Origin of the sequence: Sphingomonas adhaesiva, assembly GCF_036946305.1 — a bacterium.
Taxonomy (GTDB): domain Bacteria; phylum Pseudomonadota; class Alphaproteobacteria; order Sphingomonadales; family Sphingomonadaceae; genus Sphingomonas; species Sphingomonas adhaesiva_B.
The window spans coordinates 1-14,768 of sequence record NZ_JAQIJJ010000003.1; the positions used below are offsets into that span (position 1 = coordinate 1).

The following is a 14,768-nucleotide window of genomic DNA, read 5'->3' on the forward strand; positions in this document are numbered from 1 at the left end:
GGGGCCGCTACCGCGTGGGGGATCCAGCCCCGCTATAGCCTAACTAACCTCGGCGCCGGCGTGACGATTCGCCTCGACCGGACAGGCGGAGACATGATCGGGTGCGAAAGGCTCGCGTGTCGGGCTATCGTCAAAGACGGCAAGCCGACCACATCGAACCCTTTTGACAGGTTCGATGGCGCGACGCACTAACCCCTAAGGCGGACACCAGCGCCTGAGGTGTCTCGACCAGGGCGCATGATCGAGCCGGCCTCGACAAACTCAACTCCCGCCGCCTCCAACGCCCGTTGTATAGCGTGACCGGTTTCCGGACGAACCTCATTGCCCGTCTCAAATCGGCGAACTGTTGCGACACCTACCTCCGCGGCCCGAGCAAGGTCGTCAGCATTCCAGCCGAGAAGAGCGCGGGCCGCTTTGCACAGCCGGTCATTGAACATCAACATCTGGCGATAGGAATAATATCAAACAGGAGTTGACGCAATCGGCGCATTTGATATGTTTCATATCACCGCTTGCAGCGGCTGCGACCGAACGGGAGGCTTGAGCCCCTCCCGCCCGGTCTGATCGACAACCCTCCTACGAAGGGCAACGACTATGCTGGTACGTACCGCATCGGTGCGTGAGACGCTACGCGCGCTCGCCACCGTCACCCTGTATATTTTCGGCGCTGCCACCCTTGGCACCGGCCTTGCGCTGGTGGCCGAGGCTCACGCCACCCCAATGGCGGAGGTGCGCTGATGGGACAGCTTCTCGCCTTCACCGGCGGCATCGGCCGTCCCGTTCTCACGCCCGGCCAGCGCGCCGCGATCGAGGGCCAGATCGAAACGCTGATCGCGTTTCTCGACCTGGCCGATGGCGATACCGACAGCGAACCCGAACATGATGTGGACGAGGCGCACGACGACGGCTGCGGCCCGATCGTGCTTCAGGGGCGCACCGTGTGGGGTGCGGTAGACGACGAGCCTTATCGCTACTCGCCGCTTCCCATCTACGCGCTCGACCAGACCCGCGGACCGATCAACCACGCTGCTGCCGTGGCTGCCTACCTCGACCAGATGGAGGGCCGCTGACATGGCCACCATCGTACCCACCCGCCGGGGCATCCTCGGCGCAATGGTTATCGCTCCTGTCGCCATCGTCGCCCCCGCTGTGGCGGCGGCACCGTCGCAGCCGTATGCCGACCTTATCCAGCAGCTTCGCGACTGCGCTGCGTGGGTAAAGCGCCTTGATGCCGCCCCGCAGGCGCCGGACACCGAATGGGAGGCGTGGGAAGCCCATCACGGCGCTTTGCTCACCAAGGTTGAAGCGCTGCCGTTGGCTTCGGATGCGGTCCGCGTCCGCGCTGTGGCTGTGCTGGCGATCTACGGCGGGGACGAGATGTGGGAGGACGATCAGACCACGGCTACGCGTCTCGCTCGACAGCTGATCTACTCGCTCGATGGGGAGGGTCGCTGACATGGCGCAGATCGTCCCAACCCGACGCACTCTCATCGGCGCAGTTGGCATCGCCGTGGTCGCCGCCGCTGCCGCTCCTACCTCAGCCCACATGGCCCCTGCGGGCACGAGGACGCTCTTTGCGGCGCGACTTGCCGCATGGAAGGAGGCGAACGCCCGCCTTCTTCACGCGGCGAACGTCACGCTTCCTGACGACCAGCACGTTGACGCTCTGTGTGACGCTGCGGGAAACGCGAACTGGTTGCTTCTTCGGACCCCGGCTCCGGATGCACCGGCGCTTTTAGAAAAGATCGTGGCGCTCACTGACTGGGCCGTGGGAGCCGACATCCCATCCGAGACAATCGAAGCGCTCGGGCGAGAAGCCAGCGCCATCCTAGCAACGCATCGGGAGGCCTGAACCATGGCCAATGTGAACACCACGCGCCGCGCCCTGCTGGGTGCGGCAACCACCGCGCTCGCCTATGCCGGCGGTGCTGCCATCGTTGGCGGAGCAGCTGCCGTCGCTTCCGAAGCGAAGGGCGCAACGATCGACGCCGAATGGGACCGGCTCTATCGCGACTTCCAAGCCGCTGCCGCCCGCTCGCGTGCGGCGATAGAGGTCTACACGAAGGCTGAGACTGCCCACAATTTGCGGCTCCATGAGCTGGGTGACAAGCCGGCCAAGCCTGCGTCTCCGCCTCTCGACACGTCGTTGTCGCTGGCAACGATCATCGCGCAGACAGACGATCCCGCATACGTGAAGAAGTGGGACCACTACGAGAAGCGCGTTGCCGAATGGGACGCACGTAGCAAAGCGCTAAAAGCCGAAACGCTGGACGACGCCGAAAAGGGCTGGAACCTCGCCGACAATGCCGCGATTGCAGTTGCGGCGCGCGTAAGGGCCTACCCGGTGTCGACGCTCCTTATGCTGTCGCAGAAAGCTTCGGCTCTCCACGACTTCTTCGACGGTCACCTTGAAGCGCACGACGCCGCAGCGCTCGTCGCCGACATTTGCCGTCTGGCAGGGGAGGCGCTGTGATGGCCCATGAGCATCAAGCCGCTGCGACTACTCCGATCGCGATCATCGCACGCGGCTTCCTCGCGATCGGCGGGCGCATCATGGTCAATCCTGCCGGGCATGTCGAAAGCGCCATCAACGCCCGCATCATTCTCGGGCATAACGTGCCCCGGAAGGATCGCCGCGCCTGCCGCGAAAGCCTCCGGGCGATGGCACGGGCGGAGGAACGACACACGCGTGAGCTGACCTCGCTTGCCACGGCCCACGGCGCACGTCGTCGCGATGGCTGGATCGTGTGGGAGGGCCGGGCATGACAGAGCAGACTGTCACCGCACGGCCCTGTGCCACGCCCTTCGACGCCTCCGCTTGGCTCAACGCCTGGAGCGACCAAGGCGGGATCGTCATGCTGGTGGATGACCGGCTATGGCTCAGCCGCCTCGCCATGATCGACAGGGGCTCCGCCGTCGCGCTCGACACCCTGCAGGGGCACCTGCATCGCCCAGGTGCAAAGGATGCGCTGACGAAATTATTGCAGGCGAGAACAACGGCTTTCGGCTAAGGAACGCTTGGAACCGCACTGATGTAATCCGGTGATCGCTATCGGTTGCAGCGTTGCGGCCCGCGGAGGTGGCTGTGCTGCAACTGATTTACACAAGCTTGCCTGTTGGCCGGATCGACCTGACCCGCCTTTGCGAAGAGTGTGTAAGCAAAAACATACGTGATGAGATCACGGGGGTTCTTGCAGAATATAACGGCTTCTATTTGCAGGTTCTTGAAGGCCCGCAGGTGCCGGTAGAGGACGCCTTCGTGCGCATCATAAGCGATCAGCGTCATAAAGAACTTCAGTTGCTCTCACGGAGGCTCGTGACGGTTCGGGGCTTCGGCCATTTCGCTATGGCGGAGGTAAGCGACAACAAGGGTCAGCGGCAAATTATTGATGCCGTTCGCCCTCTGCTGGCGAACGCGCCAGAAAATTGGAGAACCCTTTTCGAATCCCGCTTTGGCGATCCAGGTTTTAGTCGTCCACGATAGGCCGCCCCCGTGCCGCCCGCTCGTACTGCTCGCTGACCTTGGGCTTCAGGCTCAGGCTGTGCCGGATCCACTCAGCCGTAGTCATCTTGTCCTCAACGGGCTTAGGCTCATCCTCCGGGATGAAGTCGATATAGATGTCCGGCAGGTTCGGTTCGAACCGCCCTTCGACATTGCCCTTGTCGTCGTAGCCAAACCAGCCGTCGCCGCGAATCTCTACCGGGCCATCGTCGCACATGCCGTCGATCACGATGCGCGCTGGAATAGCCTCGCCGGCATCCGGCACGGGGGCACCGAGCGTGCGGAATGCGGCTGCATGCTCTAGCTGGGAGGGCACGAGACGATCAGCAGCCCCGTACTCGACGGCATATCGCCCCTCCTCGTACTCGAAGTCGCCTTGCTCCACGATCGCGCCCCCACCCTTGAGCATGACCACGATCCGGGCGTTCCGGATCTTGTACGTGGTGATGAGATTGTCCCAGCCCATGATTCGCCTTCCTGTTGCGGTTGGCGATGCTGCTCGCTTCAGGCAGGGGCACCATCCCTGCGACGGTGACAATGCGATGGGGGGAGTCGAATCTGAGTCCAGCCGCGTGGACCGTTACGTCAGGCCGGCAGCGGCTCAACGTGCTGCACTACCCACGCCTGCCCTTCCTCGATCGTGTTCACGATCCTGGCGTAGGGCTGGGTGAACAGCCGGCGAATCTGCATCTTCGCCAGCGAACTACCCGTGACCACCGCGAGAGAGCGGGCCTTGGGCATGGTCGCCATATGCGCGCCCATAGCTTTGATGGTGTCCTGCTGCTGGATCGGGCAGTCGCGCACGTCGATGACCATGGCATATTCGCGAAGCCGGTTTGCGACGCAGGTGCGTCGAACGTCCGTGATATAGGCGGCCACTTCGTCAAGGGTCATCATACCCGATAGCGTAACGTTGATGACCGACTGCTCGCCGTCGAGTACAATCTGGTACATATTCCCTCCTATCTAGAAGGGCTTAGCGACATAAAATTGAGAACGTATGAAAGCGCCGCAGCTGTGCGACGGTCTGAAATTTCGCCGGTACGGGCTTTATCTAGGCGCGGTTCCGACCGCTGCTCGCCAACCGGGCGAAGCCGATGAATAGTGCCTTCAAGCTCGCGTCGGAAACCAGCTCGACATCGCTTTTCACCTTTTCCAGAAAGACCTGTGCGTCATCCCCAAGCTCAAAAGGAGCATCCATAGACCATTCAGGAAATTCGCGATGGGGCGCCCTGTCACGGTAGGCATAGGTCATGTCATAGTGGCGCTTGTCATCGGCAATCCGCCGCATAACCGAGATCACATTATCGTGGTCACCTTCTAAGGCTTGAAGGAAGCGAACGCCATCGTACAGCAGCAAGCCCGTAAGACCATTCCGGCGATTGTTCGCAGCTGCAACATGACAAAGTTCGCGCATCTCCGCGCTTTCGAAAAAGCGACTGGCGCGGCTCGTGTAGATTATCCGAAATAGCATACGGCTATGCGGATTATCGCATTTTCTAAGTACGAGTAGAGGCGCCTTATATGTTGTAAGGAATCGCGTCAGAGGCTGGCTTGATTTGATCGCCCTGCCAGTCGAGCCGGTTGATGAGATCCGTCACAACGATAGCCACCTCGAAGCAGCGGGCGTCACCGACGAACGCGGTGATAATCTCGACCATGAGGCTGCCGCGAAGAGGACCGCCCAAATCGTTCAACATCGAGACAGCCGTGCGACGCGCTGCGGCGCACGCGGCATCTAGTGATGGATGATGCTCGTAAGCCCTCGCCACACAGGCCCCGTCATCGATCGAGATGCGGTATTCCGGCATCTGTCGACCCTACCGCCGCCACACCGGAGCGCTCTAACCTATTTCATTGAGCCGAGATGGTGCTCATCGTCTGATGGAGCTGTGACGCCGCCAAGACGGAAATGCCGCGCCCATCCCGGTTGCCGGGCATCCGCTTGAGCTATTGAAGCCGGAACTTGCGCTCCAGTGAAGCCGCCTCGCGTTCGCTTTCATCGGCGAGCTGTAGGATAATCCTGCGCGTGGCTGCGTCGCTCACACCCTCAGCTAAGCGCCGACATCGTGCCGCTTCGGCGCGCAAAGATAAGCCCCGCGAAAAGTCATCAACATCGCTCACGTGGGCTCTCCCGAAGCGCGCTCGCGCACTGCGCGCTCTGCTATCGGAGCCGGGCGAAAGGGGCTAGCGGATCGATCCGGTTGTTCGGGCGCTTCGCCGCAAGACGTCTAATACATGTTAATCTGCACCATTCGCTGAAGGATGATGTTCTTTGTCAACCGATGACGGTTGCTTACCCTCGCCACCGCCAAAGCCACGCAGCCATTCGTTACGCTCTCGTTCCAACAACTCTGAGCTGTACGGACAATCATCTATAGTGCTTTTCCTGCCTGCCCGGGCGGCTACTCCCTCGGAGTATGGGTTGTGCATCGCCAGCAATCCCTCTGCATCTCGCCTTTGGTCTAGAGCAAAGGCAGGGTAAATCCAGCTTTAAGTCAATGATTTATGTGGTGAATATCGTCATGGCTTTCGCCGAGGACGAGGGTGGTGCAAGCCGAACGACGCGCTCTGTCGGCCGGAGCCAGACACTTGCAGTGGTCGATCGCATTATCCGACATCGTTACGTCCCGCGCCTACAAGGCTTCGTTCGTAGCCATATCACTCAGTAGATCGGCTACCCACTTCACTGCGTGGCTAACTCGTTACAGATTGGCCATTGACGTTAGGGTCTGAGCAGGGCGAACGGGTCGGTGAGGCAGCGCATGCGAGACCGTAGGGTGCCGCCGCTGCGGTACGACCCACCGGTGCCGTTTCGTGCAGCCATTCCATGGTGATGGTGCATAAAGCATCCAAATGCCAGTCTTTTTGTTCCTAATGTGTTCTGCAATTGTCGTTGCATGGTTGACGATCCAAAATCCCTGTCAGACCTGTATCGCGTGGAGGCGCAGGTGCGTGTCTCGTGCCGCGGCTGCGGCGCTGCTGAGGTGTGGGAACTGGACGCCCTAATAGCGGAGGTCCGGGCGAACGGTGGCAACACAGACTGGAGAGGCGCCCGATCGGCGCTGAAGTGCCCGCGACGCTGCGCAGCGCCCCGAATCGACCTTCTCCCGCTACCCTATGGCAAGCAGCGTGCCCGGCGCCGTGCTCATCGTCACGCGCTCATCAACTTGTCGCTCCAAGTGCTGCGGGAGGCGGCGCAGCGATCCGCGAGCGAGACGGTGGGTACGATCGAGGTTCGGCTTGCTCTGCACGTCCTACGGCCCTTCGTGCGCGAGCAGCGGCTGCTGACAGAATACTGGAAGGCCGCTACGATCGAGCCGCGGCATCCGTGGACCAGCTGCCATCTGCCTTATCGCTGGATCGCGCAGCGGCTGCTGGATCAGGGGGCGGAGGTGGAGGAAGCCAACCGGCCGTGAGAACCAATGTCCGGGATTGGTGGTTAGCGGACGTTCCTGCGCAACCAGCGAGGCACCACCTGTCGCGGCTCACTCACATGCTCAAGCCGCACGCTAGGCCTGCCAAACGCCGTCCCTGCCACTTCTCCTTCCACCCGAGCCTCATAGAACAGGCGCTCGGGAGGAACGCTCGCATCCGCACCTCGATGGCCGGGAAGAATCACGCCGTCCGGCAGATCGGCAGTGACGCCGCCGTCACAGGCCACTGGAGAGATCATCGGCCTCTGATCGTAACCGGCTAAGATCAGCACCGTGCCACGAAACCTGTCGCCTTGCCGCAAGTCGGCCGCTCGCCAGCACGGCGATAACGTCTTTCGGGTCGATCCGCAGGCACCGAGCGCCGCGACCGCGAGAACAGTAAGCAGTGGACGACCGAGCCGCATGGTCCGACTATACGGAAAGCTTGAATGTCCGCAATTGGGCGTTAGCTGCCTTTCAGCATCAGGGCAGTGAGGTGATCGCGCATCCGCTCACGCTTAAAGGCGGCGTAGCGTTCATCCCGCTCACGGATGTCATTATCGTCGGTCCAATGGCTCAATTCTACCCACGCGTTCTTCTCGGCAGGATCGAGCGCAATTGGGTGAGGAACGGCGGCATCAAGTTCGGCTTCTCTTATGTCCCCGCCGCGGGCCACGCGGTCGAGTGCTTCGAGAAGAAAGGCACGTGTGGCGCTCATCCGGTCACTCTGCGCTACATCCATCATGTCTGCTAGGGGACGTGAGCGAACGTTGACTCCGCCGCGCCAGCCAGCACGATACGACCATGTGCAACCGCTACCGCATGACCGAGGCCCAAGCCGCTGTCGCCGCGCGCTACGGCATCGACGTCCTCTACCCGCCTGACCTCGACATCCCGCCGCCTGAACTGTTCCCAGACAAGGCGGCATACGTAGTGCGGCAGGAAGACGGCGCCCGCACGCTGGACGTCATGCGCTGGGGCTTCCCGCGAAAGGTGCCGGGCAAGCGCATCGACAAGGCGACCGGAAAGCCCGTGCTGCTCGACACCAAGGTGACGAACGTCAGGAATTACACGTCTCCGTTCTGGAAGTCCGCGCTGGCGAACCCTGAGCGGCGATGCCTGGTGCCGTTCACCGCCTTCAGCGAATATGGGCCCGGGCCGGTCGGTAAAAAGCCGCTGTTCTGGTTCGACGTGTCAAGCAGGCCGATCGTCAGCTTCGCGGGCGTGTGGAGGCCAACCGAGACGGGAGCGGTGTTCGCCTTCCTGACGACCGAACCGAATCCGCTGGTCGCTCCGATCCACCCCAAGGCCATGCCGGTTCTGCTGGACGAGGAGGACGAACAGCGCTGGCTTACCTGCCCGTTTGACGAGGCAATGGCACTGGCCAAGCCATACCCGTCACAGCTCATGACAGCGACGCAGGCAGAGCCGAAGGCGGAAGTTGCCGCCGGCAGCGCAGATGACGCATCGCAACCTACTTTGGATTTGGGCTGACACCAGCCAGCAGGTTGGAGAGCGTTTTCCTGAGCGGCTAGCAGCCCATCAGATCGGCAAGGTGGGTGATGCTGGTCGCGTCCCAGTCCCACTCCTGCCGTTTATCCGCATCGGGGGCAGGCCTTCCCCCATACTCCATGGGTCGCGCGACGAAGGCGGTTGCCAGCCCGCAGGCGCGAGCCGCAGCCAGATCGGTGTGGTGCGCAGCGACGAGACATAGTTCCGCCGGAGAGACATCCAGCATCTCTGCGGTCCGGACATAGGCACGAGGATCTGGCTTGTAGGCGCGGACGACCTCGGCTCCCAAGATAGCATCCCACGGCAAGCCCCCGTGACGCGCCAGCTCCAGCATCAACGCCACATTGCCGTTCGACAGGGTGACGATCGGCATAGCGCGCTTCAGCCGCGTCAGACCGGCGACGCTATCCGGCCACGGCGCAAGGCGCCGCCAGGCGTGCGCCCAGTCCACGAGAAGGTCGTCGCTGAGTGCACCGGGATCGATGTCCTTATCCTTGAGCATCGCCTCCAGCATCTCCCGGTGGAGCTGGTCGAGGGGGACGAAGCCTCGCCCGGATGCGGCATATGCCATCATCGTGCTGAGGTACCGCCCGCGCCAGTCATCAGTGAACGCGGCGGGATCGAGACCGCCGTGCCCGATCCGCTCCAGAAAGCTGGCGGTCTGGGCGATGATGCTCGTGCGCCAGTCGACCACCGTCCCGAATACGTCGAAGGCGAGAACCCGAGGGCGTTGCTGCTTGATCAATGGGCTGCTCCTATTCGATGGCAGCGTACCCGGTCACGGTTGAGTTGGAAGCCCGAGAGAGTGCGACGACACGCTTCCTGACCACTTACGCGCAACCTTGCGGCGATTTAAGTTTCTTCCGATCCTATCCGGCCATAGCCTCCTCTCGCCCGATGGCCGGGCAGGAGGATGACCTATGCGTTCCCTGATGGCTGCAGCCGCTGCGCTGACCCTCATCGCTGGATCTGCGCCCGCACTGGCGGCACCGTGCAAGGATCCCAAGACGGGCAAGTTCGTAAAGTGCCCCGCCGCGCCTGCCAAGGCGACCAAGTGCAAGAATGCGAAGGGTCAGTTCGCGAAATGCGGCACGCCTGGTGCCAAGCCCATGTGATGGGGAGGCGGACCAATCAAGCCGATGTGATGGGGAGGCGGACCAATTTGGCAGGTCCGCCGCACCGCACCCAGCAGCCATGCCTCCGCCAAAAGCCGGCGCCATTCGTCGCACGCTAATGCCTCTAACGCTGTGAAAAGCTGATGCAGCTTGCCTGCGCTTCGCCTCCACCGCTGCTGATCTGATGTCACGTTCGCATACGTGTTGATTCAGATCGTTGACCCACGAAGTATGGCCCTCATAGCGTGCGAATGCGCGGCTGGGGCGTCGTGCATCGTTTTGGGGGCGCACATGCGAACTATGATTCCGTTATCATGCAGCGGCTGACGCCGCGGCAGCAGGAATGCTTGCGCCTTACCTACGAACGCAAAACTTCGAAGGAGATCGCCAGCACGCTTGGGCTCAGCGTGGGGACCGTAAATACATACATTTCTGAGGCAATTTCGGTACTTGGCGCGCGAAACCGCAGGCACGCGGCGGAGCTGCTGCATGCTTCGGAACCGCCCCAGGCGACCCCCGATAAAGTTGAGTTGCACTCCGAAGGGGTGCCCGCAACCCCGGCGGCCACAGCAGTCGAGCCCCAGGGCAGCGGCGATTGGCGCCGACTGCTCCCCATCCGAGCAAAAGGGGCTACTGGTAATGACCTCTCTGTCACCCTCCGCATCTTGTGGATCTTCGTCCTTCCTGTCCTCGCCGCCATCGCCTTCGGAATGCTCGCGGTCGGCACCCGCGTTCTCTCCGACTTCCTCAACCTCCTTCGGTAACGTGGAGGCGGTTCCAGCATCCGAGCGCTTCGTTGCGGAACTGCACGCCTTCGAACGCCTGCTGAGCGATGCATTCGCAGCGGGAGGTCGATTGGCCGCAGCCGCCGTCGGAGCACAATCTGAGAACCGCCTTTCGCCGACGGCAGGTCATCAGGTACTCGGGGCGATTAGCGCAGCGAACCTTTCCATCAGCGAGGCGCTCAGCCGTGCATCACAGAGCCATCGCCTGGCTGAAGCGCTGGGTCGCCAACTTGGCATTGATCCTGCCGCATATGGCGATGGCCTCAAGCCGCCCGCCATGTCCCTATCGACCATCCCGACCTCGGTCGACGGCTAGGTTTACGCCGGAGTGTCGCCTCTAGCTTTCGCGAACTTCATCGCCTTCTACCTCACCCAGGTACTCGTGTCCGGGTACGCCGTGGCGAGGGGTGGGGCGCCGGAGCGTTTTGCAGGGGCGGCATTGCTTGTTGCCGCGATCCTCTCGACCACGGCACAGCATCTCATTGGATTTAGCTTCGCGGAGGCAGCGCCAGCGCTCGTCGGGATCGACCTGCTCCTGCTGCTCTTCCTGATCACGTTGGCAGCGGTTGCAGACCGATTTTGGCCGCTTTGGCTAGCTGGATGCCAGCTACTCTTGATCGCCAGCCACGGCGTCCGAAGCTACGATCCGTCCGTTCTTCCATTCGCGTACTGGCTCATTGTCAGCAAGCTCGCGTATCCGATGCTGCTGATAGTCTTTCTGGGGGTTCACCGGCACCAAGCCCGCGCACCTGAGCCAGCGTGGACATCCGATAGGAAGCGCAGTGAAAGCGCAAATCGAACCCATAACCCACCTTACACCGAGTAGGTTGGAAGCTATCGTCATCACAGGGGACGCGTCGATCTCCCCTTCAGACCGAACCTTGCGGCTTTTAGCCTCGGACCTCATCCGCATCCGCCGGCGAAGGGACGAGCTTATCGGAGATAGCGTAGATCTATTCGGCGAACCCGCTTGGGATATTCTTCTAGACCTATACGTCAATCGCGGATCGCGTCCGGTGAGCGTCAGTAGCGCCTGCATAGCAGCTGCATCCGCTGCAACCACAAGTCTTCGCTACATCTCCAAGTTGCAGGCGCGCGGATTAATCATCCGGACGCCAGATCCGTTCGATGGCCGTCGCAGCAACGTCAGTCTGACGGCAGTTGCGATTGCGTTTATCGAGGTGTTGCTGCGCGACCATGTTGGTGGGCGAGAGAGTAAGGTGAGGTATCGGTTCAGAGATCCCACTCTCCGACGCGGCGCCGCCGATCATTAATCCCGAAGGCTTCGGCTGTGCCCGATGACTTGGACGTGCGACATGATGCTGTCCTACATCGTCCAACAATCGCGACCTTCCCGTCATGGACGAGGAAGATCGAGCCGCGCTGCTCTGGTGGCTGATGACGGCGATGCTATGCGGCGCATTCGTCGCCGGCCTCTTGAGCGGAACTGCGGCCCTGGCACATCCGCTATCGCGGACGCCGCCCGGAGAAGATGTCGTTGAGCACTGCCGCGAGCCGAACCCCAGCCCGCTCAAGCCGCCCCTCCAGCCGAGGCTCGTTGTCGTAGACGTACCGGTACGACAGTGTGTTGTCCCCTGCGGGCGGATAGACCTGATCGCGCAGCGCTGTGCTCTCGGCAATCCACACGCGCGGATTGGTGGAAGACCACGCTCGAACATCCGCCGCCGTGATCCGCGTATTCAGCCAAGCCGCCATCTCGGAGAAGGACAGCTGCGTTTCGTCGATGAGGCCGGAGTCCCACACGCTGTGCAGGTTGGTCGACCGACCGAAGAACGTGACGCGGCGATCATTGCCACCACGATCGGTGCCGTTCCCGGCATGCAGCGGCTGATGAAGGTCGCCGACCAGATGCACGACGAAACGGAGGGCAATCTGCTTGTCAGCGGGTGACGCCCTACGGTCGCGGAGCACTGCCGAGTAGCGGGCGAGCGCAGTTACCGCATCGCCTTCCGGCGGATGGTCAGCCTCATCGTAGGTCTTCCCGACCGGCACCGTCACGTAGTGCCAGGGGTCAGCTGTCTTCTGCCAGAAAGGCGATGGGTCCGACTTCATAAAGTCCGGCCAGTTTGCTGCTTCCGCCAGCGTCTCGGCGCCGAGGATGCGCTTCACCGCCGCTCGCGACTTGGTCGTCAGACGCGCGTCTGCGATCTGGCCGACGATGCGATGCCCCGTCTTGCCCCAAGCGATCGCCTGCGACGGAACCAGCAGGGCGATAATCAGCGTCATTGCAGAGAGGTAGCGCATGTGACGCCGATGCCCGCTCTCCGTGGCATAATCGTGTCATGGGCGCGCACTCTATGCGCTTACTGAGCGTCACCTCCGCCGACGACGAAGCTGGTGAAGTAGGCGCCATCCACGTTACCGGGATAGCCATCACGCTGTAGCTGCTCGTTGACGGCGGTGACGATACGAGAAAGCATCAAAGCTTTCCCCTGATCGGATGATGCCGTGTCCTGAGGTAGATCTGCGAGAGCCATAAGGATCGCGGATCGCAACGCTGGATCGTCGTTCTTGAGCGCGTCGTTGGTTGCGGCGTAGTGCGTCGACAGAGACACTCCGGCATCGATGACAGCGTCACTATCTTTGACGTTCAGCGTGATGTCCGGGCTGAAGGAGTAGTAGAGCGGCTGGGCTTGCCGAGCGAGGTCAGCGGGTACTGCGCTCGCGTCCGCCTCCGCTTGGCCGGCATCGCGATCTAGATGGGTTGCGAGGCCATCTCGCTGCATCCAGATGCCGAACGCACTGCCTGCTGCCACTATGAGCAGGGCCGCAAATGCCCACACGAGCTTTCGCTTGATCGTCAACGCTTTTCCCCGTTCACAATAGCGGTCGACCCCCCGCTAAGGAAAGCGGCGGGGACATACCGCACGACATGTAAGGCACTGATAGCGAGGCGAGTCTTGTGATTGCCCTAATTAGCCAAGGAGGTGCGTTCGAAGGGGCGGGCGCATGGCAGTCGAGACTGCCACCTCCATCCTTTTGGAGCTTAGGTCCGGTGACGGGTGGCTTGTGATCAAAGGACGCTGGCGCATCGCGTCCCGACGCCTAACGCAAATTTGTGAGTAATTGCCAGCAGGCTAGCCGCAACTGGCGTTTCCAAGTTGCGTTAGCGGCGAATGGCAACCGTCCAACCAGCTCCGCGCGCATCGCAACCTGAAGCCGCTGTCATCGCCAGCGACTTTAGGGAGCGGTTTGGGACCGACGCAATCCCCGCCGCAAGAGCGCTGTACGCGCTGATGCTGCAGAAGGAGCAGTCAGAGCGTGCGGGCGTGTATCATGCCGTCATCGCTGTCTTGGAAGGTAGCGGGCGCTGAAGCCGCTGGTCCTCAGCGTCGGCTACAGATCGGACGCCCGCGGCTATCGCGGAGCATCTCTTTGCGCTCGCGGCCATTGCGCGCAGTGCCCTGATACAGCGCACAGCCTTTGGCATCGTACTCGATGCGGGCGTTGCGGTAGTTGAGGCGCTTGTCGGCTTGCTGAAATGCGACCACCTCCGCGCTTGGAAGCGCGTCGTTCCCGTATGAGCGAACGCCAGAGACGGAGCCCAGCTCAGCGTCAATCCCGACAACCAATCGATCGTAGCTCGCCAACTCGGCCGCGCTGACGAAGCCCTGCTGGCGCTCGAACCGTTCCATCTCACGCTGTGCTTGGACAAGCTGACGGCGCAGGGCGTCCGAGCGCGCGGGCGACAGCCTACCGTGCTCCTGCGTAACACGAACCCGATCGATGGCCGCGGACAACCTGGAACGCATGTCCTTCGTCGATTGCGCATTGCTCGGACGGTAAGCCTGATTGCCCCGGTACTGAGCGGCAGCGCTTGTGGGCAGCCCTCCGGCCACGGCAAGGATAGCGAATACAGGAAGAACGATCTGGCGAAGCGGCATGAGCAAAACCCGATTTAGAGGACGGCCTACCAGACGCTCCACTGAGGGACGCGATCCAAGAGACTGCGGATTATGGTCGCGATCCTGTCCACTGCCACGACGGCCTGCGAGCGTTCCGGCCTACCGCTTACCCTTCGCCAGATCTGGGATCAGCCCGCTCTCTCGAGCAATCGCGGCCTGATGGATCGCGTGCTCGAGATGGATCGCCGCAACCTCCTTCATCGGGCTTTCCACCGCCGACTTCACAAGCCGGCTCGCCGCCTCTCGGGGATCATCTAGAAACGGGGACTTACGCATTCCGCCTCTCCCGCCGCGCCTTCATGGCACCGACCGGTCTCAACGATCCAATCACCGACTGGTGCCAGCTTCGGCTAATGCCACAGCCCGCTCGGCGTCGGCTCCAGATCGTGTCGCTCCTCGATCGACCAGGCCTCGTCCGACAGCCGCTCCGCGCGCATCACGTGCTCGTCCTGATCAGCGCCCGGCGGGAGTGCTGCGGCAATCGCCTTCTCCCGCTCTTCCTCTGCATGGAG

General features: G+C 62.1%; 21 protein-coding genes. 11 read left to right on the forward strand and 10 right to left on the reverse strand.

Annotation, left to right across the window (positions count from 1 at the left end):
- Nucleotides 1–188: 188 nt before the first annotated feature.
- A complete protein-coding gene (locus PGN14_RS16825) occupies nucleotides 189–443 on the reverse strand; it encodes a helix-turn-helix domain-containing protein (protein ID WP_443019445.1) in 255 nt (84 codons plus the stop codon).
- A 151-nt stretch (nucleotides 444–594) separates the two neighbouring features.
- Here PGN14_RS16825 and PGN14_RS03535 point away from each other — a divergent pair, with 151 nt between their 5' ends.
- From PGN14_RS03535 to PGN14_RS03570, 8 genes are all read left to right on the forward strand, one after another.
- Nucleotides 595–738: a hypothetical protein gene (locus tag PGN14_RS03535; protein WP_335298054.1), complete on the forward strand. Its 144-nt coding sequence runs from the start codon at nucleotides 595–597 to the stop codon at nucleotides 736–738.
- On the forward strand, nucleotides 738–1,070 hold the full coding sequence (locus PGN14_RS03540; RefSeq protein WP_335298055.1) for a hypothetical protein: 333 nt from the start codon (nucleotides 738–740) through the stop codon (nucleotides 1,068–1,070). Before PGN14_RS03535 ends, PGN14_RS03540 begins: the two co-directional genes overlap by 1 nt.
- A gap of 1 nt (nucleotide 1,071) precedes the next feature.
- Nucleotides 1,072–1,455: a hypothetical protein gene (locus tag PGN14_RS03545; protein ID WP_335298056.1), complete on the forward strand. Its 384-nt coding sequence runs from the start codon at nucleotides 1,072–1,074 to the stop codon at nucleotides 1,453–1,455.
- 1 nt (nucleotide 1,456) lies between these two features.
- Entirely contained in the window at nucleotides 1,457–1,852 is a 396-nt protein-coding gene (locus PGN14_RS03550) for a hypothetical protein (protein WP_335298057.1), read from the forward strand.
- Nucleotides 1,853–1,855: 3 nt separating this feature from the next.
- Nucleotides 1,856–2,473, forward strand: a complete 618-nt coding sequence (locus PGN14_RS03555) for a hypothetical protein (RefSeq protein WP_335298058.1) — start codon at nucleotides 1,856–1,858, stop codon at nucleotides 2,471–2,473.
- Complete coding sequence (locus PGN14_RS03560) at nucleotides 2,470–2,766, forward strand: hypothetical protein (protein ID WP_335298059.1); 297 nt, start codon at nucleotides 2,470–2,472, stop codon at nucleotides 2,764–2,766. The genes PGN14_RS03555 and PGN14_RS03560 overlap by 4 nt, the downstream gene beginning before the upstream one ends.
- Complete coding sequence (locus tag PGN14_RS03565; RefSeq protein ID WP_335298060.1) at nucleotides 2,763–3,011, forward strand: hypothetical protein; 249 nt, start codon at nucleotides 2,763–2,765, stop codon at nucleotides 3,009–3,011. Before PGN14_RS03560 ends, PGN14_RS03565 begins: the two co-directional genes overlap by 4 nt.
- 74 nt (nucleotides 3,012–3,085) lie before the next feature.
- Complete coding sequence (locus PGN14_RS03570; protein ID WP_335298061.1) at nucleotides 3,086–3,484, forward strand: BLUF domain-containing protein; 399 nt, start codon at nucleotides 3,086–3,088, stop codon at nucleotides 3,482–3,484.
- Here PGN14_RS03570 and PGN14_RS03575 read toward each other — a convergent pair.
- The 4 genes from PGN14_RS03575 to PGN14_RS03590 form a co-directional block, all read right to left on the reverse strand.
- On the reverse strand, nucleotides 3,468–3,968 hold the full coding sequence (locus PGN14_RS03575; protein WP_335298062.1) for a hypothetical protein: 501 nt from the start codon (nucleotides 3,966–3,968) through the stop codon (nucleotides 3,468–3,470). The two genes, PGN14_RS03570 and PGN14_RS03575, sit on opposite strands and share 17 nt — an antisense overlap.
- Before the next feature lie 119 nt (nucleotides 3,969–4,087).
- On the reverse strand, nucleotides 4,088–4,456 hold the full coding sequence (locus tag PGN14_RS03580) for a hypothetical protein (protein ID WP_335298063.1): 369 nt from the start codon (nucleotides 4,454–4,456) through the stop codon (nucleotides 4,088–4,090).
- 100 nt (nucleotides 4,457–4,556) lie between these two features.
- Nucleotides 4,557–4,976, reverse strand: a complete 420-nt coding sequence (locus PGN14_RS03585; RefSeq protein WP_335298064.1) for a BLUF domain-containing protein — start codon at nucleotides 4,974–4,976, stop codon at nucleotides 4,557–4,559.
- 46 nt (nucleotides 4,977–5,022) lie between these two features.
- On the reverse strand, nucleotides 5,023–5,313 hold the full coding sequence (locus tag PGN14_RS03590; RefSeq protein WP_335298065.1) for a hypothetical protein: 291 nt from the start codon (nucleotides 5,311–5,313) through the stop codon (nucleotides 5,023–5,025).
- Nucleotides 5,314–6,402: 1,089 nt separating this feature from the next.
- Here PGN14_RS03590 and PGN14_RS03595 point away from each other — a divergent pair.
- Nucleotides 6,403–6,921, forward strand: coding sequence for a hypothetical protein (locus PGN14_RS03595; RefSeq protein WP_335298066.1), 519 nt, complete (start codon nucleotides 6,403–6,405; stop codon nucleotides 6,919–6,921).
- Between the two features lie 463 nt (nucleotides 6,922–7,384).
- On the opposite strand, the gene PGN14_RS03600 is transcribed toward PGN14_RS03595, so the two are convergent.
- Entirely contained in the window at nucleotides 7,385–7,636 is a 252-nt protein-coding gene (locus PGN14_RS03600) for a hypothetical protein (RefSeq protein WP_335298067.1), read from the reverse strand.
- Nucleotides 7,637–7,722: 86 nt separating this feature from the next.
- Here PGN14_RS03600 and PGN14_RS03605 point away from each other — a divergent pair, with 86 nt between their 5' ends.
- Entirely contained in the window at nucleotides 7,723–8,412 is a 690-nt protein-coding gene (locus PGN14_RS03605) for an SOS response-associated peptidase (RefSeq protein ID WP_335298068.1), read from the forward strand.
- A gap of 37 nt (nucleotides 8,413–8,449) precedes the next feature.
- Here the strand turns inward: PGN14_RS03605 and PGN14_RS03610 are convergent, their stop codons facing one another.
- Complete coding sequence (locus PGN14_RS03610) at nucleotides 8,450–9,175, reverse strand: haloacid dehalogenase type II (RefSeq protein ID WP_335298069.1); 726 nt, start codon at nucleotides 9,173–9,175, stop codon at nucleotides 8,450–8,452.
- Between the two features lie 621 nt (nucleotides 9,176–9,796).
- Between PGN14_RS03610 and PGN14_RS03615 the strand changes: the two genes are divergently transcribed.
- On the forward strand, nucleotides 9,797–10,309 hold the full coding sequence (locus PGN14_RS03615; RefSeq protein ID WP_335298070.1) for a helix-turn-helix domain-containing protein: 513 nt from the start codon (nucleotides 9,797–9,799) through the stop codon (nucleotides 10,307–10,309).
- 1,488 nt (nucleotides 10,310–11,797) lie between these two features.
- On the opposite strand, the gene PGN14_RS03620 is transcribed toward PGN14_RS03615, so the two are convergent.
- The 3 genes from PGN14_RS03620 to PGN14_RS03630 all read right to left on the reverse strand — a co-directional run bounded on the left by PGN14_RS03620 (nucleotide 11,798) and on the right by PGN14_RS03630 (nucleotide 14,235).
- Nucleotides 11,798–12,595 carry a S1/P1 nuclease gene (locus tag PGN14_RS03620; protein WP_335298071.1) on the reverse strand — a complete coding sequence of 266 codons (798 nt, stop codon included), beginning with the start codon at nucleotides 12,593–12,595 and terminating at the stop codon, nucleotides 11,798–11,800.
- Nucleotides 12,596–12,654: 59 nt separating this feature from the next.
- Entirely contained in the window at nucleotides 12,655–13,155 is a 501-nt protein-coding gene (locus PGN14_RS03625) for a flagellar basal body-associated FliL family protein (RefSeq protein ID WP_335298072.1), read from the reverse strand.
- Nucleotides 13,156–13,677: 522 nt separating this feature from the next.
- Complete coding sequence (locus PGN14_RS03630; RefSeq protein WP_335298073.1) at nucleotides 13,678–14,235, reverse strand: hypothetical protein; 558 nt, start codon at nucleotides 14,233–14,235, stop codon at nucleotides 13,678–13,680.
- Between the last annotated feature and the right edge of the window lie 533 nt (nucleotides 14,236–14,768).